General features: G+C 32.5%; 20 protein-coding genes. 11 read left to right on the top strand and 9 right to left on the bottom strand.

All coding sequences use genetic code 11. The features are described from left to right. Window positions 1-92: 92 nt before the first annotated feature. Both folP and Q0678_RS03355 read right to left on the bottom strand, forming a co-directional pair. Window positions 93-914 carry a dihydropteroate synthase gene (gene folP / locus Q0678_RS03360; protein ID WP_299053896.1) on the bottom strand — a complete coding sequence of 274 codons (822 nt, stop codon included), beginning with the start codon at window positions 912-914 and terminating at the stop codon, window positions 93-95. Between the two features lies 1 nt (window position 915). Further along, on the bottom strand, window positions 916-1,497 hold the full coding sequence (locus tag Q0678_RS03355; protein ID WP_299053893.1) for a TIGR00730 family Rossman fold protein: 582 nt from the start codon (window positions 1,495-1,497) through the stop codon (window positions 916-918). Window positions 1,498-1,586: 89 nt separating this feature from the next. On the opposite strand from Q0678_RS03355, the gene Q0678_RS03350 reads away from it, so the two are divergent. Both Q0678_RS03350 and Q0678_RS03345 read left to right on the top strand, forming a co-directional pair. Beyond that, window positions 1,587-2,123, top strand: a complete 537-nt coding sequence (locus Q0678_RS03350) for a DUF1599 domain-containing protein (protein ID WP_299053890.1) — start codon at window positions 1,587-1,589, stop codon at window positions 2,121-2,123. A gap of 52 nt (window positions 2,124-2,175) precedes the next feature. Then, complete coding sequence (locus tag Q0678_RS03345) at window positions 2,176-3,138, top strand: BT_3928 family protein (RefSeq protein WP_299053887.1); 963 nt, start codon at window positions 2,176-2,178, stop codon at window positions 3,136-3,138. Here the strand turns inward: Q0678_RS03345 and Q0678_RS03340 are convergent, their stop codons facing one another. Continuing rightward, window positions 3,139-4,443, bottom strand: coding sequence for a voltage-gated chloride channel family protein (locus Q0678_RS03340; RefSeq protein ID WP_299053884.1), 1,305 nt, complete (start codon window positions 4,441-4,443; stop codon window positions 3,139-3,141). 236 nt (window positions 4,444-4,679) lie between these two features. Continuing rightward, window positions 4,680-7,778 (bottom strand): glycosyl hydrolase, encoded by a 3,099-nt coding sequence (locus tag Q0678_RS03335; RefSeq protein WP_299053880.1) that lies wholly within the window; start codon window positions 7,776-7,778, stop codon window positions 4,680-4,682. 55 nt (window positions 7,779-7,833) lie between these two features. On the opposite strand from Q0678_RS03335, the gene Q0678_RS03330 reads away from it, so the two are divergent. The 4 genes from Q0678_RS03330 (at window position 7,834) to Q0678_RS03315 (ending at window position 12,456) form a co-directional block, all read left to right on the top strand. After that, window positions 7,834-9,063: a 3-phosphoshikimate 1-carboxyvinyltransferase gene (locus Q0678_RS03330; protein ID WP_299053876.1), complete on the top strand. Its 1,230-nt coding sequence runs from the start codon at window positions 7,834-7,836 to the stop codon at window positions 9,061-9,063. 73 nt (window positions 9,064-9,136) lie between these two features. Further along, entirely contained in the window at window positions 9,137-10,186 is a 1,050-nt protein-coding gene (queA, locus tag Q0678_RS03325) for a tRNA preQ1(34) S-adenosylmethionine ribosyltransferase-isomerase QueA (RefSeq protein ID WP_299053872.1), read from the top strand. A 222-nt stretch (window positions 10,187-10,408) separates the two neighbouring features. After that, complete coding sequence (rlmN, locus tag Q0678_RS03320; protein WP_299053869.1) at window positions 10,409-11,446, top strand: 23S rRNA (adenine(2503)-C(2))-methyltransferase RlmN; 1,038 nt, start codon at window positions 10,409-10,411, stop codon at window positions 11,444-11,446. 32 nt (window positions 11,447-11,478) lie between these two features. Further along, entirely contained in the window at window positions 11,479-12,456 is a 978-nt protein-coding gene (locus tag Q0678_RS03315) for a polyprenyl synthetase family protein (RefSeq protein ID WP_299053866.1), read from the top strand. Here Q0678_RS03315 and Q0678_RS03310 read toward each other — a convergent pair whose 3' ends face one another. After that, window positions 12,457-13,965: a GH3 auxin-responsive promoter family protein gene (locus Q0678_RS03310; RefSeq protein WP_299053863.1), complete on the bottom strand. Its 1,509-nt coding sequence runs from the start codon at window positions 13,963-13,965 to the stop codon at window positions 12,457-12,459. A 142-nt stretch (window positions 13,966-14,107) separates the two neighbouring features. On the opposite strand from Q0678_RS03310, the gene Q0678_RS03305 reads away from it, so the two are divergent. Next, a complete protein-coding gene (locus Q0678_RS03305) occupies window positions 14,108-14,899 on the top strand; it encodes a DUF2797 domain-containing protein (RefSeq protein ID WP_299053860.1) in 792 nt (263 codons plus the stop codon). A gap of 13 nt (window positions 14,900-14,912) precedes the next feature. On the opposite strand, the gene Q0678_RS03300 is transcribed toward Q0678_RS03305, so the two are convergent. From Q0678_RS03300 to Q0678_RS03285, 4 genes are all read right to left on the bottom strand, one after another. Continuing rightward, window positions 14,913-15,434, bottom strand: a complete 522-nt coding sequence (locus tag Q0678_RS03300; protein ID WP_299053857.1) for a DUF255 domain-containing protein — start codon at window positions 15,432-15,434, stop codon at window positions 14,913-14,915. Window positions 15,435-15,543: 109 nt separating this feature from the next. Further along, window positions 15,544-16,905, bottom strand: a complete 1,362-nt coding sequence (locus Q0678_RS03295; RefSeq protein WP_299053854.1) for a peptide MFS transporter — start codon at window positions 16,903-16,905, stop codon at window positions 15,544-15,546. A 5-nt stretch (window positions 16,906-16,910) separates the two neighbouring features. Further along, entirely contained in the window at window positions 16,911-19,130 is a 2,220-nt protein-coding gene (locus Q0678_RS03290; protein WP_299053851.1) for a S9 family peptidase, read from the bottom strand. A 168-nt stretch (window positions 19,131-19,298) separates the two neighbouring features. After that, entirely contained in the window at window positions 19,299-20,093 is a 795-nt protein-coding gene (locus Q0678_RS03285) for a prohibitin family protein (RefSeq protein WP_299053846.1), read from the bottom strand. Window positions 20,094-20,290: 197 nt separating this feature from the next. Here Q0678_RS03285 and Q0678_RS03280 point away from each other — a divergent pair, with 197 nt between their 5' ends. The 4 genes from Q0678_RS03280 to Q0678_RS03260 all read left to right on the top strand — a co-directional run bounded on the left by Q0678_RS03280 (window position 20,291) and on the right by Q0678_RS03260 (window position 24,832). Beyond that, window positions 20,291-22,015, top strand: a complete 1,725-nt coding sequence (locus Q0678_RS03280; RefSeq protein ID WP_367181486.1) for a hydroxymethylglutaryl-CoA reductase, degradative — start codon at window positions 20,291-20,293, stop codon at window positions 22,013-22,015. A 101-nt stretch (window positions 22,016-22,116) separates the two neighbouring features. Beyond that, the gene (locus tag Q0678_RS03270) at window positions 22,117-23,049 is read left to right on the top strand and encodes a GYDIA family GHMP kinase (protein WP_299053843.1); all 933 of its coding nucleotides are present in this window, start codon (window positions 22,117-22,119) and stop codon (window positions 23,047-23,049) included. Then, window positions 23,046-24,260 carry an NAD(P)/FAD-dependent oxidoreductase gene (locus Q0678_RS03265; RefSeq protein WP_299053838.1) on the top strand — a complete coding sequence of 405 codons (1,215 nt, stop codon included), beginning with the start codon at window positions 23,046-23,048 and terminating at the stop codon, window positions 24,258-24,260. Before Q0678_RS03270 ends, Q0678_RS03265 begins: the two co-directional genes overlap by 4 nt. 14 nt (window positions 24,261-24,274) lie before the next feature. Further along, window positions 24,275-24,832 carry a thioredoxin family protein gene (locus tag Q0678_RS03260; RefSeq protein ID WP_299053836.1) on the top strand — a complete coding sequence of 186 codons (558 nt, stop codon included), beginning with the start codon at window positions 24,275-24,277 and terminating at the stop codon, window positions 24,830-24,832. The last annotated feature ends 25 nt before the right edge of the window (window positions 24,833-24,857 follow it).

Below are 24,857 nucleotides of genomic sequence, written 5' to 3'. Positions count from 1 at the left end.
AATGATTTTAGGCTAAAATACTAATAAATTATTTGGAGTACAATAGCCGAAATTATCGTTGCTTTAGTTCCAAAATAGTATTTTTTACCTTGTTAGGTTATTTGAGCTACAATTTTAACCGCTTCTGTTGCTTCTTTAACATCATGAACTCTTAAAATGTTAGCGCCATTTAAAAGGGCTATCGTGTTAGCAACCGTAGTTGCATTTAAGGCTTCTTTTGCAGTAATATCTAGGGTTTTATACAGCATAGATTTTCTAGAAATACCTGCTAAAATTGGTGCATCTAAACTTTTAAAAAGATCTAAATTTTTTAGCATTTCAAAATTATGAACAGTTGTTTTTCCAAATCCAAAACCAACATCAATAATAATATCATTTAGCTTTAGTTGATGTAATTTATGAATTTGATTGGCAAAAAAAGTAATAACTTCTTTAGTTACGTCTTTGTAAGTAGGGTTTTTTTGCATGTTCTGCGGCGTACCTAACATGTGCATTAAAATATAGGGCACTTGTAAATTTGCAACCGTAGTAAACATGTTTTTGTCTAACTGTCCGCCAGAAATATCATTAATAATTGCAGCGCCAGCAGCTACTGTTTCTTTAGCAATTTTACTTCTAAAAGTATCTATAGAGATGTTTATTTCTGGAAAATTACGAACTAATAAGTGTATAACCGGTAGTATTCTTTGTAGCTCTGTTTCTTCTGTGATCTGAAGAGCTCCTGGTTTAGAAGAATAGGCTCCAACATCTATAAATGTTGCACCATCAGATAACATTTTTTCTGTTTGATTTAAAATGTCCTTTTCATTTTTATATTTTCCACCATCAAAAAAAGAATCTGGGGTAATATTTAAAATACCCATTACCTTCGGACTTGTTAAATCTATTAAAGTTCCTTTACAATTTATAGTCATTTTATTTGACAACTTTGTTTATGATTGGTTTAATTTTTTCAGCACTATAGTTGTTCATTTTTTCCATCAAAAGAGCAACACTATCAGCAACTATCAACATATCTCTATTGCTTTGTTTTAAATAACCTTCTGCAATCATTTTGTCTAATTGTAATAAAATGGCATCAAAAAAACCATTAATATTTAAAAGTCCAATTGGTTTTTGTTCTATGTATAATTGCCCTAAAGTAAGGGTTTCAAAAAGTTCATCTAATGTGCCAAAACCACCAGGAAGAGTAATGTAGCCATCTACTAATTTGCTCATAATAACCTTTCTTTCACTCATCTTTTTACAGATAATCATCTCTTCTACTTCTGTATGAACTACTTCTTCTTTTTCTAATAATTTAGGAATAACACCAATAACTTCTCCTTTTTTGGCTAAAATAGTATCGGCAATAGCACCCATCATCCCAATTTTTGCCCCACCGTAAACTAAGCCAATCTTGTGGTCTGCAAAATAATTACCTAAGGCAATTGCGGCCTCTTTGTATATTGGGTTAAAGCCTAGGCTAGATCCGCAGAAAACAACAATTCTGTTCATAGAAGCTTGGTTTTAAAATTCTTTTGTAAAAATAAAAGAAAAGCCATGGGATTTACTATTTTTGAACAAATACTTTTTAACAAGAGAAAATGCAAGATACCTTAAAACAATACGATGCTGTAATTGAAGAATGTAGTAGCTTATTCATAAAAAAAATGGCCGATTATGGTGCTGCTTGGCGAATTTTACGCCTACCATCTTTAACAGATCAAATTTTTATAAAAGCAACAAGAATTAGACAGTTGCAAGAAAACGATGTGCGTAAAGTAGATGAAGGTGAAAAACCTGAGTTTATAGGAATTATAAATTACGCTATAATGGCATTAATTCAGCTTGAAAAAGGAGTGGTAGATAACCCCGATTTAAGCACAGAACAAGCCGATCTGTTGTATAAAAAGCATATTAAAGTTACTAAAGATTTAATGTTAAATAAAAACCATGATTATGGTGAGGCTTGGCGAGATATGCGTGTTTCTAGTTTAACAGATTTGATATTACAAAAATTATTACGTGTAAAGCAAATTGAAGATAATAAAGGTAAAACGATAGTTTCTGAAGGGATTGATGCTAATTATCAAGACATGATTAATTATGCTATTTTTGCCATGATTCTTCTAGATAGCTAAATTGTACTTAGGTTAAAAATAGTAGAATTTTTTAAAAATAAGAGTAATTGTTATGAAAGCATTGGTTCAAATTTCAAGAATTATAGTAGGTATCTTATTTGTTTTTTCTGGTTTTGTAAAATTAGTAGACCCCATAGGATCTCAATATAAGTTTGAAGAATATTTTTCTGAAGGTGTTTTAAATTTAGAGTTTTTAATACCATACGCACTTCCATTTGCAATTTTATTAATTGTATCAGAAATATTACTTGGCGTAATGATTTTAATTGGCTACAAATCTAAATTTACAGTTTGGAGTCTTTTTACATTAACGCTTGTTTTCTTGTTTTTAACATGGTATTCTGCCTACTACAACAAAGTTACAGATTGTGGTTGCTTTGGTGATGCGATTAAATTGTCTACATGGGAAACTTTTTATAAAAATGTTATTCTTTTAGTATTGATTCTTCTTTTAATTTTTAAAGTAACTATCATAAAACCACTCTTTAAAGGTTCTATCCCTAAAATCATTACGTTTTTATCTTTAGGAGCTTTTTTATTTATAGTACAACATGTTTTAACTCATTTACCAATTATCGATTTTAGAGCCTATGCTGTTGGAAAAAATATTTCTGAAGGAATGTCTTTCCCTGATGACGGAAGCATACCGCCTGTTCACGATTTTATGCTAGAAGATGCTCAGCAAGATTTAGCACCCATCTTACTAGAAAAAGAAAAGGTAATGTTGGTTATTGTTAATGATGTTCATAAAATAGATAAAAATGGTATTCCTTTGATAAAAGAAGTTGCTGCAAAAGCCATTCGAAAAGGATATACTGTATATGGTGTTTCGGCTTCATTTACAGACGATTTAATACTTGTAAAAGAAAAATATAAGTTGCCTTTTGATTTTTTGTTTTGCGATCAAACCACTCTTAAAACTATTATAAGAGCAAACCCTGGAGTTGTAGTTTTAAACAAAGGAACCGTTGTGCAAAAGAAAAATTGGATAGATGTTAATGAGTTAGAACTATAACTACTTATTTCGATGTCGGTGTTTAATTATTTCTGATAAAGACAATCCTTTTTCACCTTGTAAAAACTTATTTTTAGGGCTTCCTATTTTTTGTGAACCGTAAATACCAGAATGGCCAGAAGAAAGATATGCAGTTGTACAAGCAATCGCTATAAAAACACCAGATTCGATGCCAAATAATTCAATACCCATTATAGTACAAGCAATAGGTGTGTTGGTTGCACCTGCAAAAACTGCAACAAAACCCATACCAGCTAACAAAGGCATTGGCATAGGGATAAACCAAACCAATATGTTACCAAGTGTGGCGCCGATATAAAAAAGCGGAGTTACCTCGCCACCTTTAAAACCTGCACCCAAAGTGAAAGAGGTAAATAATAATTTTAAGATAAAATCATAAGAGTTTAATTGAACGTTAAAAGCATTTTCAATTGTTGGTATTCCTAAACCAATATATTTTGTAGTGCCAATTAAATAGACAATTATCGCTAAAATTAGTCCACCTATTACAGGTCTTAAAGGCGGATATTTGATTGTTTTAACAAATAAATTGCTCCATAAATGGGTAGATTTAGAAAATAGTCTACTAACCAATCCAAATAATATACCTGCCAGTATAGACCAAAAAATTGTAGTAGGTGTAACCGCTATAATTTTGGTAATAGAATAATGCGTATGATGAGAAATTTGCCAAACATCACAAAAATAGTTTGCAAATATTGCAGCCAAAAAACTAGGTATAATAGCATCTAATTTTAAACGCCCGATAACCATAACTTCTAAAGCAAATATAGCACCAGCTAAAGGAGTGCCAAATACTGCCGAAAACCCAGCGCTTATTCCAGCAATTATAATTATTTTTCGCTCTTTAGGTGTTAGTTTAAAAACTGTTGTAAACTGGTCTGCGATTGTGCCTCCTATTTGAACTGCTGTGCCCTCTCGACCAGCAGAGCCGCCAAATAAATGAGTTAAAATGGTTCCTAAAAAGACTAAAGGAGCCATTTTAAAAGGAATTTTTTTTGTTGGATGATGGTATTCGTCTAGCAGTAAATTATTGCCTTTTACAACACTTTTACCTAAATAATGATAAGACAATCCAATAATTAAACCCGCTATTGGCAGTAGCCAAATAATTAATGAATTGGTCTCTCTGTAATTGGTAGCCCATTCTAAAGTCCATAAAAAAATTGCCGATGCACTTCCTGTTAATCCTCCGATTAATAGACAGATAAAGATCCATTTTAATAAAAACAATACAAAATGATATTGTTTAAATTGAAGAAGATTTTTTTTAAGAATACTCATAAATTTTAGACTTCTAAAGTGTCACTTCTATCAATTGAAGAAGTTGCCTTTGCGCAAAAATAAACAAATAATAATTACTAGAATTTAGTAGTTATTTATTGAAATATAACTTGCGTTAGGGATTGAAGTAGAAATCCTTTTTAGAGGAACGAATAAAAAGATTGTAACAAAAAGCCCGACCTTTAGGGAACGCCCAAGAAAAAAATAAACATCTAATCAAATCATTTTTTATACTGCTAATTTAACTGAATTCGTTGAATATCACTTTCTTTTACCTTTTGATTTAAAGTAGAAACTCCTTCTGAAAACAACGTATTTAGTTTTGCCAATTCGACATCTATTTCTTTGATAATTTCATTTTTAAAATCAATTGCTTGTTGCGTAGGAGCATAATTACCCATTCTTGTTAAAGAGTTTAAATGTGACAGTTTGTTGTTTAAACGAATAGGATAGTTTAAAGGATCTTGACCACTTTTAGATTTTGTTTGGTACAAAGTTTCTTCAATTTTAGTCATGTTTTTTAGCAAGTTATCAGCAAAATCTAGCAAGTCTTTTTGTTTTTCTTTATCAGAAATAGATTTTTTTAACAAACCAATCTGAGTGCGAACTTTCTTTACATTTTTTAATGCTTTATGAATTTCGGTCATTTTGGTATTAATGTCATTGATAAAAGTAAATTGTGCTTTCATATCGCTTTCTGTAGCCTCTGAAGTTGGATTTCTTAAGATGTTAAAATCCTGACTCATTTTTGTGTCATTTACAGTTAATTCCACCTTGTAATTTCCTGGCAATGCCATTGGGCCACTTAAAGATGCCCACCAAAGAATCATCCCTTCTACAGATTCTGCGCCATCATACATCATGTTCCAATAGAAAACATTGTGCCCATCTTTTACCTGCAAGCTCTTTTCTTTTTTGTCTTTGTTGGGTTTTGTAGAAAATTTTTGAATTAGCTTGTCATTTGCATCATAAAAAGATAATGAAACTACTTCTTTTTCTTTTTTGATAAAATAATTAACAGCAACGCCTCCAGGATGGTTTGTGCCAGCGGTTTTAGAAGTACGTCCATTTCCGCCAGATAATTGATATGCTTCTTTTGGTTTGTATAAAAACAGGTCTTTTCCTGTTACTGAGGATAATTGGTGTATGGTTGTTAAATCATCTATAATCCAAAGAGATCTTCCTTGAGTTGCTACAATTAAGTTATCGTTTTTAATTGCCAAATCGGTAATCGGTACAATCGGTAGGTTTTGCTGAAAAGAGTTCCAGTTATCTCCATCATCAAAAGAAATGTACATTCCTTTTTCTGTTCCTGCATATAGCAAACCTTTTTGTTTTGGATCTGCTCTTAAGGCTCTTGTAAAACTTTCTTCTTCAATACCAGAAACGATTAATTTCCAAGATTTTCCGTAGTTTTCTGTTTTGTAGATGTAAGGTTTATAATCTCCAGATTTGTATTTTGTACCAACAATATAGGCACTACCTTTGTCGAAAGGATGTACTTCTATACAATTGATTAGCATCCATTCTGGCATTTTTTTAGGAGTAACGTTGTTCCAAGTTTCTCCATTATTTTTAGATATATGTATCAAGCCATCGTCTGAGCCTGTCCAAATTAATCCTGGTTCTAAAGAAGATTCTGTTGCAGCAAAAATGGTTCCGTAGTATTCTACACCGGTATTGTCTTGTGTTATTGGACCTCCAGAAGATTTTAAGGTTTCTGGGTCGTTTCTTGTTAAATCTGGACTAATTAATCGCCAAGATTGCCCTTCGTTTTCTGTAACATGCAAGTGGTTAGAAGCTGCATATAATTTCTTTTTATTATTTGGTGAAAAGAAAATAGGGAAATTCCATTGAAATCGGTACTTAAAATCTTCGGCACCATGCCCCATTGGGTCATCTGGCCAAACATTTATAGCGCGTGTTTCATTTGTTTGATGATTTTTTCTGGTTAACAAACCACCATAACTACCACCATAAACGATTTCATCATTTAAGGGATCTACAGCTATATGAGCACTTTCTCCACCTGCAGTTGCTTCCCAGTCAGATTCTGTAATAAACCTACCAGCTGTTCTGTGCGAAATTCTAACTGTAGAATTATCTTGTTGTGCTGCTAAAATTCTATATGGAAAATGGTTGTCTGTGGTAACTCTATAAAATTGAGAAGTTGGCTGATTCATGTAGGTGCTCCAATTTTCTCCAGCATCAAAAGAAATTTGTGCGCCACCATCATCACCAATAATCATTCTTTGGTTATTTTCTGGAGCAATCCATAAATCATGATGATCTCCGTGAGGTGCATTGTAAGTGGTGTACGTTTTACCACCATCTGTAGATTTGTGATAGCGAACATTTAATACGTATAAAATATCTTCATCTTGTGTATCTGCATACAAACGAGTGTAATACCAAGCTCTTTGTCTTAATTTACGTTCAGAATTTATGAGTTTAAAGGTTTTACCAGCATCTGTAGATTTGTAGATACCTCCGTTTTTGTTTTCTATCAAAGCATACACAATATCAGAATTTACAGGCGATACGGTAACGCCACTAATACCCCAAATACCTTCAGGCAAGCCTTTGTTTGTAGAGATGTTTGTCCAAGTTTCTCCTTCATCTGTACTTTTCCAGAGTGCAGAACCATCTCCGCCAGAAGACAAACTGTAAGGTGTTCTTCTAACATTCCAGGTAGTTGCATATAAAATTCGTGAGTTGTTTGGGTCGATAATTAAGTCGACAACACCTGCATTTTCATTAGCAAACAATACTTTTTTCCAGTTTTCGCCACCATCAATAGATTTGTAAACTCCTCTTTCTTGTGTAGGTTTGTATAAATCTCCTAATACACCCGCAAAAACAATATTTGGATTTTTTGGGTGAATTCTAATTCTTGGTATGTGTCTTGAGTTTTTAAGTCCTATGTATTTCCATGTTTTTCCGGCATTTTCAGATTTCCAAATACCGTCTCCAGAAGAAACATTACCACGTACAGTTTTTTCTCCCATACCAACATAAAGTACGTTATTATCAGATTCTGCAACTGCAACAGCACCTACAGAACCACCAAAAAATCCGTCGGAAATATTCTGCCAAGTGTTCCCTGCATCGGTAGTTTTCCAAACACCGCCGCCTGTTGCACCCATGTAAAAAAGATTGGCTTTGCCAGAAACACCCGTAACGGCAGCACTTCTACCGCCTCTAAAGGGGCCAATATTTCTGTATTTTACAGCGTTAAAATATTCGTTAGAAACTTTGGTAAGTTTTTTTTGTGCAGTAACTTTGGCATTCGCAGATAGAAATGCACAAATTGCCAAGAAAAAATATTTTTTCATAATGGTTAGCTATAATTTTAGAGTTTAAAAATAAGAATTAAAATCAGTTTTTAGAATGGACATCTTGTTAAATGTTTTAGAGAATAAAAAAATAACCGAAAAAATAACAATTTCTGGTTCTAAAAGTGAATCGAATAGATTGCTGATTTTACAAAACTTATTTCCAGAAATTACTATTGAAAATTTATCAGACTCAGACGATTCTGTGCACATGCAGCATGCATTAACCACTAAAGATGCGCTTATAGATATTGGTCATGCAGGTACAGCAATGCGTTTTTTAACTTCTTATTTTGCAGTACAATCAGACAGAGAGGTTGTTTTAACAGGTTCTGAAAGAATGCAAAATAGGCCAATAGAAATTTTGGTAAATGCCCTAAAAGATTTAGGTGCAGATATTTCTTATGAAGACAAAATTGGGTATCCGCCGATAAGGATAAAAGGTAAAAAGATCACCAAAGCTACAGTTGAAATCAATGGGAATGTAAGCAGCCAATACATTTCTTCGTTGTTGTTAATTGCATCAAAATTAGAAAATGGTTTAGAGATAGAATTGGTAGGTAAAATTACGTCTATACCTTACATTAATATGACGCTTAGTTTGTTAACTCAATTAGGCATATCAAACACATTTAAAGGAAATACGATTACAGTACATCCAAAGAAAGAAATAACAAAACAGACTATTGTGGTAGAGTCAGATTGGTCTTCTGCTAGTTATTTTTACGGTATTATGGCAAGCGCAGAAATAGGAGCTACCATTCAATTATCTGCTTATAAAGAAGAAAGTTTACAAGGCGATTCTTGCTTGGCAGAAATTTACCAACATTTTGGGGTTCAAACTACTTTTGGTACTAATTATATCACCTTAAAAAAAGAGCGTTCAACACTTAAAGAAACCTTAGAAATCGATTTAAAAAATGCGCCAGACATTGCACAAACCATAGCGGTATCTTGTTTTTCAGAAGGAATTGCTTGCAACTTAACAGGCTTACATACCTTAAAGATTAAAGAAACAGATAGGTTAGAGGCTTTGCGAGAAGAATTAACCAATTTAGGAGCTGTAATTAAGGTAACTGATAAAAGTTTACATTTAGAGCAAGCAACTACAATACACAAAAATATTGCCATAAAAACCTACAACGATCATAGAATGGCAATGGCTTTTGCGCCGTTGGCTTTAAAAGTGCCTATTCAAATTTTAAATGCAGAGGTAGTTACAAAATCGTATCAAAAATTTTGGGAAGACATGCAGCAATTAGGCATCAATATAACAACTATTTAAATATAAATAGGCAAACACTTGACAACGCCTATTCTCATATCGTATATTTGCAGCCTTTATAAGCAAAAAATATATGAAATTATCGCATTTTGAATTCGAATTACCAGAAGAACTTTTAGCAAAATACCCATCAGAACATAGAGATGAGTCTCGTTTAATGGTGCTAAACAGAAAAGAAGGAACTATAGAACACAAGCTTTTTAAAGACCTTATAAATTACTTTGATGAAGGTGATGTTATGACTTTAAATAACACCAAAGTTTTTCCGGCCAGAATGTTTGGTAACAAAGAAAAAACAGGAGCTAGAATAGAAGTTTTTTTACTTAGAGAATTAAATGCAGAAAATAGATTGTGGGATGTTTTAGTAGATCCGGCAAGAAAAATTAGAATCGGAAACAAATTATTTTTTGGAGATGATGATAGTTTAGTAGCAGAAGTAATAGACAACACCACTTCTAGAGGTAGAACTTTACGTTTTTTGTTTGATGGATCTTACGAAGAGTTTAGAGCAAAATTGTTACAATTAGGCCAAACACCATTGCCAAAAGCAATTGGTAGAGACGTAGAAGAATTAGACGACGAGCGTTACCAAACTATCTATGCAAAACACGAAGGAGCCGTTGCAGCACCAGCAGCAGGGTTACACTTTTCTAAACACTTAATTAAAAGATTAGAAATTAAAGGTGTAGAGTTTGCAGAAACAACATTACACATTGGTTTAGGTACTTTTAGCCCAGTAGAGGTAGAAGATTTATCGAAACATAAAATGGATTCTGAGCAAATTATTATTCAAGATGCTACTGCAGCAAAAATAAATAAAGCTAAAAAAGAGAAGAAAAGAGTGTGTGCCGTTGGTACCACTGTAATGCGTACTTTAGAGTCTTCTGTTTCTTCTAAAGGAGAGTTAAACGGCTATGAAGGTTGGACGAATAAATTTATTTTTCCACCGCACGAATTTAGTGTTGCAAACGCAATGATTACCAATTTTCACACTCCAAAATCTACCTTATTAATGCAAGCAGCAGCCTTTGGTGGGTACGATTTTGTGATGGAAGGATACAAAGAAGCTATCAAAGAAAAATATAGATTTTCTACTTACGGAGACGCTATGTTAATCATATAAGGCATTTTTAATAAAAAATTAAAAGTTGACAGTTATAAATTGTCAACTTTTTTTTTGGACGTTCCCCAAAAGGGTCGCGCTTTTCGTTATATCTTTTTTACGCTGAACAAAAATCAGCAAAAAAAAGGATGCCACTACAATCGCTAACGCAACTGTTTGCTTAGTTCGGTAATAACTTCAAATTATGTTGTATTTTTGCACTATCATTTTAAAACAAACAACTTGATCGAAAAGAAAGACATCAGAGCACTAACAAAAGAACAATTGAGAGCTTTTTTTGTAGAAAATGGCGATAAAGCATTTCGAGGAAATCAAGTTTACGAATGGCTTTGGAGCAAGTCTTTGCATACTTTTGAAGACATGACAAACATTTCTAAAGAAACCAGAGAAATGTTAGAAGCCAATTTTGTAATCAATCACATCAAGGTAGATTCGATGCAAAAAAGTAAAGATGGTACCATAAAAAATGGGATCAAGTTACACGATGGTTTGGTGGTAGAGTCCGTTTTAATTCCTACAGAAAAAAGAACCACAGCTTGTGTTTCTAGCCAAGTTGGGTGTAGTTTAGATTGTTTGTTTTGTGCAACTTCTCGTTTAAAGAGAATGCGAAATCTAAATCCAGATGAAATTTACGACCAAGTAGTAGTAATAGACAAGCAGAGTAGGTTGTATCATAATAAAAAATTAACCAACATTGTTTTTATGGGAATGGGAGAGCCTTTAATGAACTATAAAAACGTGCTAAAATCGATTGAGATGATAACCTCGCCAGAAGGCCTAGGAATGTCATCAAAAAGAATTACTGTTTCTACCTCTGGTGTGCCAAAAATGATTAAAAAAATGGCAGACGAAGAAGTTAAATTTAATTTGGCAGTTTCTTTACACTCTGCAATCGATGAAATTAGAACTTCTATAATGCCTTTTAATACTACTTTTCCTTTAAAAGATTTAAAAGAATCATTAGAATATTGGTATTCTAAAACACAAAGAGCAATTACCTATGAATATGTGGTTTGGCAAGGGATTAATGACAGAAAAGAAGACATAAAAGCATTGGTAGAATTTTGTAAATACGTACCCTGTAAAGTAAATTTAATAGAGTACAACCCAATAGATGACGGGCAGTTTCAACAAGCATCAGCATCAGCAATAAATAATTATATTTCTAATTTAGAAATGCATGATATTACCGTAAATGTTAGAAGAAGTAGAGGTAAAGATATCGATGCCGCTTGCGGACAACTAGCAAATAAAGCGTAGTACAAAAATTTTTAAAACGAAGGCAATCATCTATGAAACCTGTAGAGCTAATAAAATTACCGATTAAAAATGAAATGGATCTTTTTGAAGAGAAGTTTAAAGAATCGATGCTCTCTAAAGTGCCACTTTTAAATAGAATTACGTATTACATTGTTCGTAGAAAAGGCAAGCAAATGCGTCCAATGTTTGTTTTTTTGGTTGCAAAAATGGTTTCTAAAGGTGGTTTTGATGAAAGAACTTACAGAGGAGCATCTGTAGTCGAATTAATACATACCGCAACTTTGGTACATGATGATGTGGTAGATGATAGCAATCGACGTAGAGGCTTCTTTTCTATCAATGCGTTGTGGAAAAATAAAATAGGGGTTTTAGTGGGCGATTTTTTATTATCAAAAGGATTATTGCTTTCTATTGATAATGAAGATTTCGACTTGTTAAAATTAATTTCTATTGCAGTTAGAGAGATGAGCGAAGGAGAGCTCTTGCAAATAGAAAAAGCTAGAAAGTTAGACATCACAGAAGAAGTTTATTTCGAAATTATTAGAAAAAAAACAGCTACTTTAATTGCTGCGTGTTGTGGTATTGGTGCTGCCTCTGTTGGGGCAAATAATGATACTGTTCAGCAAATGCGAAAGTTTGGCGAATACATTGGTGTTGCTTTTCAGATAAAAGATGATTTGTTTGATTATTCTGATGAAAAAATAGGGAAACCTACAGGAATCGATATCAAAGAACAAAAAATGACATTGCCGTTAATTTATACTTTAAATAACTGTTCTAAAGAAGAGAAGTCTTGGTTGATAAATTCTGTTAAAAAACATAACAAAGACAAAAAACGCGTAAAAGAAGTTATCGCTTTTGTAAAACAAAATGGGGGTATTGAATATACCACTACAAAAATGTTAGACTATAAAAACAAAGCAATTGCTATTTTAGAAAGTTACCCAGCATCAGAATACAAAAAATCTTTATTAACAATGATTGAGTATGTTGTAGAGCGTAAAATCTAATTACAAGGCTAACAATTCTTCTACAAATTTTCTAGAGTTAGAGAGCCTAGGTACTTTATGTTGCCCGCCAAGTTTGCCATTTTCTTTTAACCAATTATAGAACAATCCTTTTTTAGCAATGTGTATTTTAGGCAATGCCAGTGTCATATTTTGGTACCGTTTTGCTTCATAATCAGAATTTAAAGACTTTAATGCATTGTCTAACATTTCTGTAAAGTATTCAATACTTTTTGGAGGGTTGTAAAACTCAATAACCCATTCATGAGCACCACTACTTTTATCACTCATAAAAACAGGGCCTACAGTATATTCTAAAACAGAAGCTCCGGTTTTTTCACATGCCAATCGCAAGCCTTCTTCGGCATTTTCAATAATCAATTCTTCCCCAAAAACATTAAGATGATGTTTGGTTCGGCCAGTAATTTTTATTCTGTAAGGTTCTATTGAAGTAAATTTTACAGTATCGCCAATTAAATAGCGCCATAATCCGCCGTTTGTAGTGATTAAAATAGCATAATTAACATTTTTTTCTACCTTAGAAAGCGGGATTGCAGTAGAGTTTTCACCTGCATAGGCATCCATCGGAATAAATTCATAAAAGATGCCATAATCTAACATCAATAATAATTCTTTAGAATGGTTTCTGTCTTGAATGGCAAAAAAACCTTCTGATGCATTATAGGTTTCATAATACTTAAATGCAGGATTCGGAATTAATTTTTTAAACTGTTCTCGGTACGGATTAAAGTTAACGCCTCCATGAAAATAGACTTCTAAATTTGGCCAGACTTCTAGGATATTCTCTTTTCCTGTTTTTTCTAAAATACGATTTAAAAGTACCAACATCCAACTTGGCACTCCTGCCAAACTTGTAATGTTTTCATGAATGGTTTCATTAATAATCGCATCCATTTTTGTTTCCCAATCGCTCATCAAAGCAACTTCTTGGCTAGGCGCCGAGCTAAAATCTGCCCAAAAAGGCATATTTTCTATAATAATTGCAGATAAATCGCCAAAATAAGAGCCATTGTCTTGGTATACTTCCGAACTACCCCCTAATCGCAAACCTTTACCAGTAAAAAGCTGTGTTTTTGGATTGTTGTTAATGTATAAACAGAGCATGTCTTTGCCGGCTTTCATGTGGCAATATTCTAATGCTTCATCAGAAACAGGTATAAACTTGCTTTTAGAATTTGTTGTTCCGCTACTTTTTGCAAACCATTTTATAGGAGTATTCCAAAATAGATGTTGTTCTCCTTTTCGGCACCTTTCAATTAATGGCTCAAAAGTTTCGTATTGCTGAATGGGTGTGTTTGTAGAAAATTGAGTGTAATTTTTAATTTCAGAGAAGCCATATTCTTTTCCAATTGCGGTGTTTTTAGCAGAATTGATCAGTTTTAAAAGTAATTCTTCTTGTACATCTTTGGGGTATTTTAAAAACAACTCAATTTGATGCTTGCGTTTCTTTAAAAACCAAGAAATTATAGAATTGATAATCTGAAACGCCATAGAAATTCGTAAATTTGTTTAACCTATTGCCAATTACACTTTTCTTTGCAAGCTAAAGCAATCTTACTTTTTAAAGAAATAGATTACTTCGTTTGATGCGTAATGACAAAAATAATTTGTTAAAAATACTAAAATCTTTGATATGACATACAAAGGAGTTTTAAAAAAAATGATGACTGAGAATTCTGATAAAATTCAGTATTATTTAGATATGAATACCGATTTTATCAATATGAATCAGTTGTTAGAGAAAGAAATTACCATCAACTTTGTAGGTTATGAATGTTTAAATTGTCATTTAGAAAAGCAAGTTTACAGACAAGGTTTTTGTAAATCATGTTTTTTTGATACCCCAAATGCAGGAGATTGGATACTAAAACCCGAGTTAAGTAAGGCGCATTTAGGAATAGAAGATAGAGATCTGGCTTACGAACAGCAAGTTCAGCTTAAGCCACATATTGTTTATTTAGCCAATTCTAGCAATGTAAAAGTTGGGGTTACCAGAAAAACTCAAGTGCCTACTCGTTGGATAGATCAAGGGGCGCACGAAGCTATAGAAATTGTAGAGGTGCCCAATAGGTATTTGGCTGGTATTACAGAAGTTGCCTTAAAAGAACATGTAGCAGATAAAACCAACTGGCGTAAAATGCTTAAAAATGATATAGCACCAGAAAGTTTGGCTGAGTGGAGAGAAAAGTTAAAAAGCTATATTCCGGAAGAGGCAAAAGAATATTTTATAGAAAATAAAACAGCAACAATTTTAAATTTTCCTGTACTTAAATATCCAGAAAAACCAAAAAGTTTAAATTTAATTAAAACACCAAACTATACCGGTAAATTAGTGGGAGTAAAAGGGCAGTATTTAATTTTTGAAGATGAAACTGTTTTTAATGTTCGATCTAATGAAGGGTTGGTTGTTACAATAACTGTTTAGATACTTTTTAAAATTACAGTTTACTTTTAAAGGTTTTAATGAATTTTGCCCATTTTTCTTTTTTGTAAGTATCATTAGAAAAATACACAAGTAATTTTTCCATTGCAGCGGTATCTAAATACCCCTGAACCCTATCAATTACTTTTTCTTCTTCTGATAAAAAAAGAGTTGTAGGGTAGGCTAATTTTCCGTTCATTAAAGCTGCTGCTAATTCGTGATACCCTCTTCTGCCATTTTTTTGATATTTAAAAACATGAGTTTTAAAGGTGATTTCATTTTTTGCTTCACCATCTAATTTTATTGCATAAAAATTATCATTTATCTGCTTTACAATTGTTGGGTTGGTATATGTTTGCAAATCCATTTTTTTACAATAACCACACCAATCGGTGTAAACATCTATTAATATTGGTTTCGGATTATCTTTATTAAGCGCAATAGCTTCTTCAAAAGACAACCAATTTATGTTGTTTTCTTGCGCTTTTATACATGCAGTTGAAATAACTATCAGAAATGTTAAAAATATCTTTTTCATACGTATGTAAATGTAAAATAAAAATCAAATTTACAAATAGAAATTCTTTTTGTGAATGGTATTAAAAAAAACCTCATAAAGTTAGTTTATGAGGTTATCTAGTTATTTTTTAAGCTTTTGATAAATCTTGTTCATTATCTTCTGCTCCATGTGTTAACGATTTTAGCTTTTTTAAGAAAACAAAGACTAACAATGCAAACGATACACAAAAAACAGCAATTCCTGTAAATACTTTAAATTCTCCAAAAATAGCAGAAGATTCTCCTAGCATTCCGGCTACTTTATTCCCCAAACCAGTAGTAGCAAAGTAAATACCCATCATAATAGAAGCATATTTAGCAGGTGCTAATTTTGTTACAAAAGAAAGCGAAACTGGTGACAAACATAACTCTCCAACAGTATGAAATAAATATGCTAAAACCAACCAATACATCGCAGAAGCACCTGTACTTTCGTACTCTGTAGCTGCTGCAGACATAAATAAAAATCCAAGACCAACGGCACCTAGACCAACAATCATTTTATATAAAGAAGAAGCTTCTGAGCCTTTTAATTTACGTTTTGCCCAGAAAGCTGCAATTGCAACCCCAAGGGTAATAATAAAGAAAGAGTTTAAAGATTGAAACCAAGTAGCAGGTACTTGCCATCCCATTAACATTCTGTCTGTTTTTTCACTAGCATAGATATTCATTAATCCACCTGCTTGTTCAAAGGCCGCAAAAAATGCAATAATCAATAAAAATGAAATTAGTAAAACAATAATTCTGTCTTTTTCAATTTTATTAAGTGGTTTCTTATAAGCCTCTTGGTCTTCTTTATTTTCAGATTTTCCTAAATAGTTACCAACATGTACTAAGTATTTCTGACCTGCTAAAAATTGAATCAATCCTAAAATCATTAATATACCTGCCAATCCAAAACCATAATGCCAACCATGAACTTCGCCTACATAACCTACCACTAAGCCTGATAAAAATGCCCCCAAGTTTATGCCGATATAGAAGATGGTAAATCCTTTGTCTCTTCTAACATCTCCTTTTTTATACAAACCACCAACCATTGTAGAAATATTAGGTTTTAAACAACCTACACCTGCAATAATAAAACCTAATCCTGTGTAAAATGCCCACATAGCTTCTATAGCTAAAATACTGTGGCCAATAACCAATAATATGGCACCTAAAATGACAGATTTTTTTTGCCCTAAAAACTTATCAGCTAAAATACCACCTGGTATAGATGCAATGTAAACCAACGCTGTGTACCAGCCGTATAACGCTAATGCGTCTACTTGAGACCAACCCAAACCATTGTTTAAATCTGTTGTTTTAGAAGTTAAGTATAGGACTAAAAGAGCTCTCATTCCATAATAAGAAAAACGTTCCCACATTTCTGTAAAAAACAAAACATACAATCCTGCTGGATGTCCAAAAAGTTCTTTTTGATGTGGTAATTTAACAGTGTTGCTCATAATTTTTATCCTTTTATTTTAGTTGATGTATTCGATTTGTTAATTAAATGTGTTTCTACAAAATTAGTCATTTTTGTATATAAATTTAAACGCATATTTTTTCCTTTGTAAATACCATGAGTTCTATCTGGCACAATAAACATGTCAAATTGTTTGTTGGCTTCTATTAGAGAGTTAATCATTCTGTAAGAGTTTTGTACATGTACATTATCATCACCTGTACCATGCACTAATAAGTAGTTTCCTTTAAGTTTCTCTGGATAATTTACAGGAGAATTATCATCATAACCAGCCGGATTTTCTTGTGGAGTTCTTAAAAAACGTTCTGTGTAAACAGAATCGTAAAAACGCCAAGAAGTAACAGGTGCAACGGCAATAGCTGTTGTAAAAACATCGCTACCTTTTAAGAGCGAATTTGTACTCATATGACCACCAAAAGACCAACCCCAAATACCAATATTGTTTTCATCAATATAACTGCGTTCTGCTAGCTTTTTTGCTGCCGAAATTTGATCTTCAGTTTCATATTTCACCAAGTTTAAATAGGTAGATTTTTTAAAGTCGGCACCCTTAAAACCTGTTCCTCGTCCGTCTACACAAACAACAATAATACCTTGTTGCGCCAACATATTGTGCCAATAATCATTTGTATTATTCCATTTGTTACCAACCTGTTGAGATCCTGGGCCAGAGTATTGAAACATTAACATTGGGTATTTTTTGTTAGCGTTAAAATTAGCAGGCTTTAACATCCACATATTTAGATCGTTGCCATTGATATTAATCGTAGAAAATTCTTTAGAACTCATCTTATAAGTACTTAGCTTTTCTTTTAAAGCAACATTGTCTTTTACAACTTTTAGCATGTTACCTTCTGCTGTAAATAAAGAATAGATCGGAGGTATTTCTGCTGAAGAAAAAGTATTGATAAAGTAGTTTAGACTTGTACTGAAAGCAGCACTATTTTGGCCAACTGCATTACTCAATAGTTTTTTGTTATTTCCTTTTAAATCAATAGAATAAACACCTCTGTTTGTAGACCCATTTTCTACAGATTGATAATAAATGGTGTTTTTGCTATTGTTAAATCCGTAATAGTTGGTTACTTCCCAGTTGCCTTTTGTAATTTGGTTGATTAATTTACCTTTAAAATCATAGTGGTAAATATGATTAAAGCCATCGGCTTCACTCGTCCAAATAAAGCTATTATCTGCTAAAAAAGTTAGGTTATCTGTAATGTCTATATACGCCTTATCCGTTTCATTTAATAATAAAGAAGTATTGGCAGTTGTTGCAGATACCTTATGGAGTTTTAAGTTGTTTTGATGACGGTTTAATGTAGTTGCAACTAATGTATTAGCATCATTAGACCATTTAATTCTTGGGATGTATTCATAGTCTCCAAGTCTTATTTTAGTTGTTCTTTTAGAAGAAACCGCATACATGTGCAAGGTAACTTCTGCGTTCTTTTCTCCTGCTTTAGGGTATTTAAAAACTTGTTGTTCTGGGTATAATTCTTTGCCAACAATATCCATAGAAAATGTGGGCACTTTGCTTTCATCAAACCTTAAAAAAGCTAGGTGAGTTCCTGTTTTATTCCATTCAAAAGCTCTTACAAAACCGAATTCTTCTTCATAAACCCAATCGGTAATTCCGTTAATTATGTTATTTATTTTGCCGTCAAAAGTTACTTGCGTAACTCTGTTAGAAGCAATATTCTTTATAAAAATGTTGTTGTTTTTTGCGTACGCAACGTTTTTATTATCCGGTGAAAAAACAGGTTCTTGAATATCTTTGTCTATTAAACTTGTTTTTTTTGTTGCAACATCAAAGGCATAAAAAGTACCTTTGTAAGAGCGTCTGTATATTTTTTCGAAGTTTGTACCTAAAATTACTTTTGTTTCATCGTTGTTAAAACTGTATGAAGAAAAATTCTCAATGTCTTTTAAGTCAGTACTACTTACTATTGTTGCTACTTTTTTTAGTGTTTGGTAGCTGTATTTATCTACAGTTTTTATTTTTGTTTCTTCGTCATAGTTAAGTACCGCATAGAAATCGCCATTCATGGCATTTAAAGAGTTCATTCTTTGGGAAGAAAAACTGCCATCCCATATTTCTTCTAAGGTAATTTGTTTATTACCGGTTAATGAGTTATTGGAAGTTTCTGAGTTTTGTTTACAGCTTAAAAAAAATAAAATAGCGGTTAAAAAGAGTAAGTTTTTCATTAAAGTTTAATTTTTTGTAAAATCTTTGCCAAGTTTACGGAAAAATCATCAAAAAATGTTTTAAAAAACACTTCAATTTATAAAATTGCTAATATTTATTCGATTTAAAATAAAAAACCTCAATAAGTTGATACTTATTGAGGTTTTATTTTTTTAGAATTTTAGTTGTTACTTATCTTTCTTTTCTGTTTCGTCATTGCCTACAATTAAAGGTGTTTTACCATCTGTAATAATTGTTTTTGCATTTTCAGATTTTGCTAATTCTTTAAATGCTTCTATAGCCTTTAACCTTATAATGCCAGGTGTTAATCCTTCGGCAATAATTAGTTGTGCATCTCTTTCACCTTTTGCATTGATAATTTTTCTTTCTGCTTCTAATTTTTCTTGATCAATCACAAATTTTAAACGCATTGCATCTTGTTCTGCTTGTAATTTTCTTTCAATTGAGCTTGCCAATCCTCTTGGTAGCTGAACTCTTTTCATTAAAACACCTATTAAATCTATGCCTTCTGCCTGCATTTCTAAGTTAATTTGCATTTTTTTCTTTACTTCTAATTCTATTTCTGCTCGCTTACCAGAATGCATGTCTTTTGCAAAGTATTGTGCACAAACATCAGATACCGCAGATCTAAAGACACTTGTTACTACAGATTCATAATCTTGTCCTAAGTTTTGTAAAACAGAAGCCACTTTATTTGCTTTTAATCGATACAAGATAGAAATCTCGGAGTTTACGCTTAAACCTTCTTTACTTGGTAAACTTAAAATTAATTTTATATTCTTTGTTTTTGTAGATTCTATAATTACTTTGCTTGTTAACGGATTGTACAAAACAGTTCCTTGTGTCTTAACATCATTAGATAATTTACCTAATTTTTGTTTGATACCAACCTCTCCTGGCCTAACAACAGCACAGCTAGAAAATAAAACTACTGCTAAAAATAATACTGTAAGCTTTTTCATTTTTTTCGGATTTATAAATTTATACTTACAAATTTAATAGTATTACTTTCGTTATTGCGATTTTTAGAATAATTATTTCTTATTATCCGATTACTAAATGTTATAATCTATTAACAACGCTTAAGTGTTTTATAAATATTGGTATTCTTTAAAATAGAAACATTTATATTTGTTGCACATAGTTTAGAAGCACATAAATGAGTAAAATAATTTCAGGATTTTCAAAATTTACTAAAGAAGAAAAAATAGCATGGTTGTTAGAAAACTATTTTCATGATTCATCTGCAACAGAAAATATTTTTAAACAATATTGGAATAGTGATGTAGCATTACAACAATTGCATGACGATTTTATAGAAAACACCATTTCTAACTTTTATGTTCCCATGGGTGTTGCCCCAAACTTTATAATAAACAACAGAGAACTAGCAATACCAATGGTTATAGAAGAAAGCTCTGTGGTTGCTGCAGCTTCTTTAGTTGGAAAGTTTTGGAGTACTAGAGGCGGATTTAAAACGACAGTTTTAGGGACTACAAAAATTGGTCAAGTACATTTTATGTATGCAGGTAGTTTTAAAGACTTAGAGGCTTATTTCACTAAAAATAAAACAGAATTACATGCTGCAACTGCTTCCATCACAAAAAACATGGAAAAACGTGGCGGCGGTATTTTAGACATACAATTGGTTGATAAGACCGAGAAATTAGAGCATTACTATCAGTTACATGTAACTTTTGAGACAAAAGACTCTATGGGAGCTAATTTTATTAATTCTTGTTTAGAAGCAATTGCTAATAAATTTAGAAACGATGAGATTGAAATTGTAATGAGCATCTTATCTAACTTTGTGCCCGAGTGTACTGTTAGAGCAGAAGTTTCTTGTAAAATTGAAGATTTAGGAGGTGAAAATCCACAGAAATTTGCAGAAAAATTTTACCAAGCTGTAAAAATAGCAGAAGTAGAACCTTACAGAGCAGTAACGCATAACAAAGGTATTATGAACGGTATTGATGCTGTTGTTTTAGCTACCGGAAATGATTTTAGAGCCATTGAAGCTGGTGTACATGCCTATGCTGCTCGCTCTGGCAACTATACCAGTTTATCGCATTGTACCATAGACAATGGTGTTTTTAAATTCTGGTTAGAGTTACCTTTGGCTTTAGGCACAGTGGGTGGCTTAACAGCTTTGCATCCGTTGGCAAAATTATCTTTACAAATGTTGCAAAACCCATCTGCAAAAGAACTTATGCAAATTATTGCAGCTGCAGGATTGGCTCAAAATTTTGCAGCTTTAAGAGCGCTAACAACCAAAGGCATCCAGCACGGACATATGAAAATGCATTTACAAAATATTTTGAATCAGCTAGGTGCCACTACCAAAGAGAAAAACGATATTGAAATTTATTTTGATGGAAAAACAGTAACGCATGCTGCAGTAGTTTCTAAGTTTGAAGAAATTAGAAAGGCTGTTAATTGGGTAGATTTTTTGGATACAAATCAGCTAAAAAATACTCTTTTACAACTAAAAACAACAACAAAACCTTTATTTGGTAAAATGAATGCACAACAAATGATTGAGCATTTAAGTTTGTTAATGCAAGTATCTTGTGGAAAAATAGCAGCAAATCATTTTGTTGAAGAGGAAAAATCGAAAAGAAGAAAAACTTTTTTAGACACAGAAGAAGAGTTGCAAATTGGCTTTAAAGCGCCTTTGTTGTCTGAAGAACCCACTCCGGTAAAGTTTGAAAGCATCGAAATAGCGATTGAAGACCTAGTAAGTCAAATCATTGTGTTTCAAAATCATTTTAAAACAGCAAAAACGGAGAACCATCCCTTTTTTGGAGAATTAGACAATATATATTGGACAAAGTTTCATACAAAACATTTTACACACCATTTTAAACAGTTTGGTTTGTTGTAAATTCTTTGTTATTTTATGAGCATCAACATCGTTCGCAAGAATCCTTAGATTGATAAATTACAAGTAAAATATTTATAGCATTACCCTAGAAAAAATAAATTTTGAAGAATTACTACTCAAACGGAAAATTGTTATTAACAGGAGAATATTTAGTGTTAGATGGTGCAAAATCTCTAGCAATTGCTACAAAATTCGGACAAAACTTATCTGTGGAAACGATAGCAGAGCCTCAATTAATTTGGGGAAGTTTTACAAGTACAGGAGTATGTTGGTTTGAGGCTGTATTTGATTTAAAAAACCTACGCATTGTAAATTGTACTTTTAATTCTGATAAAGAAGGGAGTGCAGAATTTATTGCAGAAACATTGTTGGCTATTTTAAAAGAGGCTAAAAAAATGAATCCTGCATTTTTAGATTCAACCCAAGGCTATGTTGTAAAAACAGCACTTTCTTTTCCTAGAAATTGGGGTTTGGGCAGTTCGTCAACCTTAATAAATTCTATTGCCAGTTGGGCACAAGTAGATGCCTTTACTTTGTTATGGAATTCTTTTAAAGGTAGCGGATATGATATTGCATGTGCGCAAAATAATGCGCCTATTTTTTATCAAATTAAAGATGAAAAACCATCGGTAAAACAAGTAGCTTTTAATCCAGATTTTAAAGAGAATTTATTTTTTGTACACCTAAACAAAAAACAAGATTCAAAAAAAGGAATTGCAAAATATAGAGAAAGTGGTAAAGATTTTCAGAAAGAAATTGAACGAATTTCGGCAATTTCAGACCAATTTTTACAAGTAAAAACAATCATAGATTTCAATCAATTAATAGCTGAGCACGAACAAATTATTAGTTCAATTATAAAATTACCACCTGTTAAAGAACAATTATTTGAAGCGTATACTTTAGGAGAAATTAAAAGTTTAGGCGCTTGGGGTGGCGATTTTATTTTAGCAACTGGTACTGCAGAAACACCTAGTTATTTTAAAAAGAAAGGATATCAAACAATTCTTTCATATTCAGAGATGGTTTTATGAAAAAAGTAATCATTATTGGTGGCGGAGCTGCGGGTTTTTTTACAGCGATAAATGCAAAAGAAAAAAATCCGGAATTAGAGATCATCATATTAGAAAAAGGAAATGATGTTTTACAGAAAGTAAAAATTTCTGGTGGCGGAAGATGCAATGTTACCCATGCTTGTTTTGAGCCCAAAGAACTTGTTAAATTTTACCCTAGAGGAGAAAAAGAATTGTTAGGGCCATTTCATACATTTATGACTGGCGATACTTTTGAGTGGTTTGACGACCGAGGCGTTCCTTTAAAAATTGAAGATGACAATCGTGTGTTTCCTGAAGCAAATACCAGTCAGGCAATTATAGACTGTTTTCAAAAAGCAGTTGATAACTTAGGGATAAAAGTGTTTACAAATTGTGGTGTAAATTCTGTTTATCAACAAGAAAATAGCTGGGTTGTAAACACAAAAAACCAAAATTTTGAGGCAGACAAAGTGGTAATTGCTGCAGGAAGCTCGAAAAAAGTTTGGGAACTTTGTACAACATTAGATCATAGCATTATAGAGCCCGTACCTTCTTTATTTACCTTTAATATAAAAGACCAACGATTGGTAGATTTGTTAGGTACTTCGGTACCCAATGCAACAGTGGCTATTTCTGGCACAAAATTAGAGACTTCTGGTCCATTGTTAATTACGCACTGGGGCATGAGTGGGCCAGCTGTATTAAAATTATCTGCTTTTGGCGCACGTATTTTAGCAGAAAAAAAATATCAATACAATGTTGAGGTCAACTGGCTGTCTAGACCCACCGCTAAAGTTTTAAATGTGCTGTTGAATTTAAAAAAGAAAGAAGCCAGAAAAACAGTTGTTTTAAAATCTCCCTTTACAGAAACTTCTAAAAGATTGTGGGAGCGTTTTGTAATTTTTTCTAATATTGGGAAGACTGATAATTGGGCAGATCTAAATAATTTTCAGTTAGAAAGCTTGGCAAATCAACTTACAAAAGGGATATACAATGCCAATGGCAGAACAACTTTTAAAGACGAGTTTGTTACCGCAGGTGGCATCGACTTAAAAGAAATAAATTTTAAAAATTTTGAAAGTAGAAAACATAAAAATCTCTTTTTTGTTGGCGAAGTATTAAATATTGATGCCGTAACAGGCGGATTTAATTTTCAGAATGCTTGGACAGGTGGCTATATTTGTGCAACAGCTTTGGCAGAACAACACTAAAAAAAAACTAAAACATGGCACTTACAGAATCTAACGAATTTAAAATAGGTACAAAAGCACCTGATTTTACGCTAATAAATACGGTTAACAATCAAATGGTTTCGCTCGAAGAGGCAAAGGGTGTAAACGGAACCTTAGTGATGTTTATTTGCAATCATTGTCCGTTTGTTATTCATATAAATGCTGCGTTGGTAAAGTTGGCTAATGATTACCAAAAAAAAGGGATTCATTGTATTGCCATTAGTTCTAATGAAATAGAAAATTATCCGCAAGATGCACCAAAATTTATGCAGCAAGTAGCAAGACAACAAAAATACCCTTTTCCGTATTTGTTTGATGAAACCCAAGAAGTTGCAAAAGCATATGATGCTGCTTGTACACCCGATTTTTATGTTTTTGATGCTGAATTAAAAGCGGTTTATCATGGTCAGTTAGACAGTTCTAGACCACAAAACGATATTCCTGTTACAGGTAAAGATATTAGAAATGCTTTAGACAATTTGCTTGCCAATCAACCTGCTTTAGAACATCAAAAGCCAAGTATAGGTTGTGGTATTAAATGGAAATCTTAGATTTAAAAAAGTTGATTTTAAATCT

This window comes from uncultured Polaribacter sp. (assembly GCF_947497125.1).
Taxonomy (GTDB): Bacteria; Bacteroidota; Bacteroidia; order Flavobacteriales; family Flavobacteriaceae; genus Polaribacter.
This window is presented reverse-complemented; position numbering and strand designations above follow the sequence as displayed.

What these genes read in the sequence shown, in the direction of transcription:
- Q0678_RS03350 (WP_299053890.1), top strand. Translation starts at nt 1,587, where the DNA reads ATGCAAGATACCTTAAAACAATACGATGCTGTAATTGAAGAATGTAGT.
- Q0678_RS03330 (WP_299053876.1), top strand. Translation starts at nt 7,834, where the DNA reads ATGGACATCTTGTTAAATGTTTTAGAGAATAAAAAAATAACCGAAAAA.
- Q0678_RS03265 (WP_299053838.1), top strand. Translation starts at nt 23,046, where the DNA reads ATGAAAAAAGTAATCATTATTGGTGGCGGAGCTGCGGGTTTTTTTACA.
- Q0678_RS03280 (WP_367181486.1), top strand. Translation starts at nt 20,291, where the DNA reads ATGAGTAAAATAATTTCAGGATTTTCAAAATTTACTAAAGAAGAAAAA.
- Q0678_RS03300 (WP_299053857.1), bottom strand. Translation starts at nt 15,434, where the DNA reads ATGAAAAAGATATTTTTAACATTTCTGATAGTTATTTCAACTGCATGT.
- Q0678_RS03335 (WP_299053880.1), bottom strand. Translation starts at nt 7,778, where the DNA reads ATGAAAAAATATTTTTTCTTGGCAATTTGTGCATTTCTATCTGCGAAT.
- Q0678_RS03285 (WP_299053846.1), bottom strand. Translation starts at nt 20,093, where the DNA reads ATGAAAAAGCTTACAGTATTATTTTTAGCAGTAGTTTTATTTTCTAGC.
- folP (WP_299053896.1), bottom strand. Translation starts at nt 914, where the DNA reads ATGACTATAAATTGTAAAGGAACTTTAATAGATTTAACAAGTCCGAAG.
- Q0678_RS03290 (WP_299053851.1), bottom strand. Translation starts at nt 19,130, where the DNA reads ATGAAAAACTTACTCTTTTTAACCGCTATTTTATTTTTTTTAAGCTGT.
- Q0678_RS03295 (WP_299053854.1), bottom strand. Translation starts at nt 16,905, where the DNA reads ATGAGCAACACTGTTAAATTACCACATCAAAAAGAACTTTTTGGACAT.
- Q0678_RS03305 (WP_299053860.1), top strand. Translation starts at nt 14,108, where the DNA reads ATGACATACAAAGGAGTTTTAAAAAAAATGATGACTGAGAATTCTGAT.
- Q0678_RS03315 (WP_299053866.1), top strand. Translation starts at nt 11,479, where the DNA reads ATGAAACCTGTAGAGCTAATAAAATTACCGATTAAAAATGAAATGGAT.
- Q0678_RS03310 (WP_299053863.1), bottom strand. Translation starts at nt 13,965, where the DNA reads ATGGCGTTTCAGATTATCAATTCTATAATTTCTTGGTTTTTAAAGAAA.
- Q0678_RS03340 (WP_299053884.1), bottom strand. Translation starts at nt 4,443, where the DNA reads ATGAGTATTCTTAAAAAAAATCTTCTTCAATTTAAACAATATCATTTT.
- queA (WP_299053872.1), top strand. Translation starts at nt 9,137, where the DNA reads ATGAAATTATCGCATTTTGAATTCGAATTACCAGAAGAACTTTTAGCA.
- Q0678_RS03345 (WP_299053887.1), top strand. Translation starts at nt 2,176, where the DNA reads ATGAAAGCATTGGTTCAAATTTCAAGAATTATAGTAGGTATCTTATTT.
- Q0678_RS03260 (WP_299053836.1), top strand. Translation starts at nt 24,275, where the DNA reads ATGGCACTTACAGAATCTAACGAATTTAAAATAGGTACAAAAGCACCT.
- Q0678_RS03355 (WP_299053893.1), bottom strand. Translation starts at nt 1,497, where the DNA reads ATGAACAGAATTGTTGTTTTCTGCGGATCTAGCCTAGGCTTTAACCCA.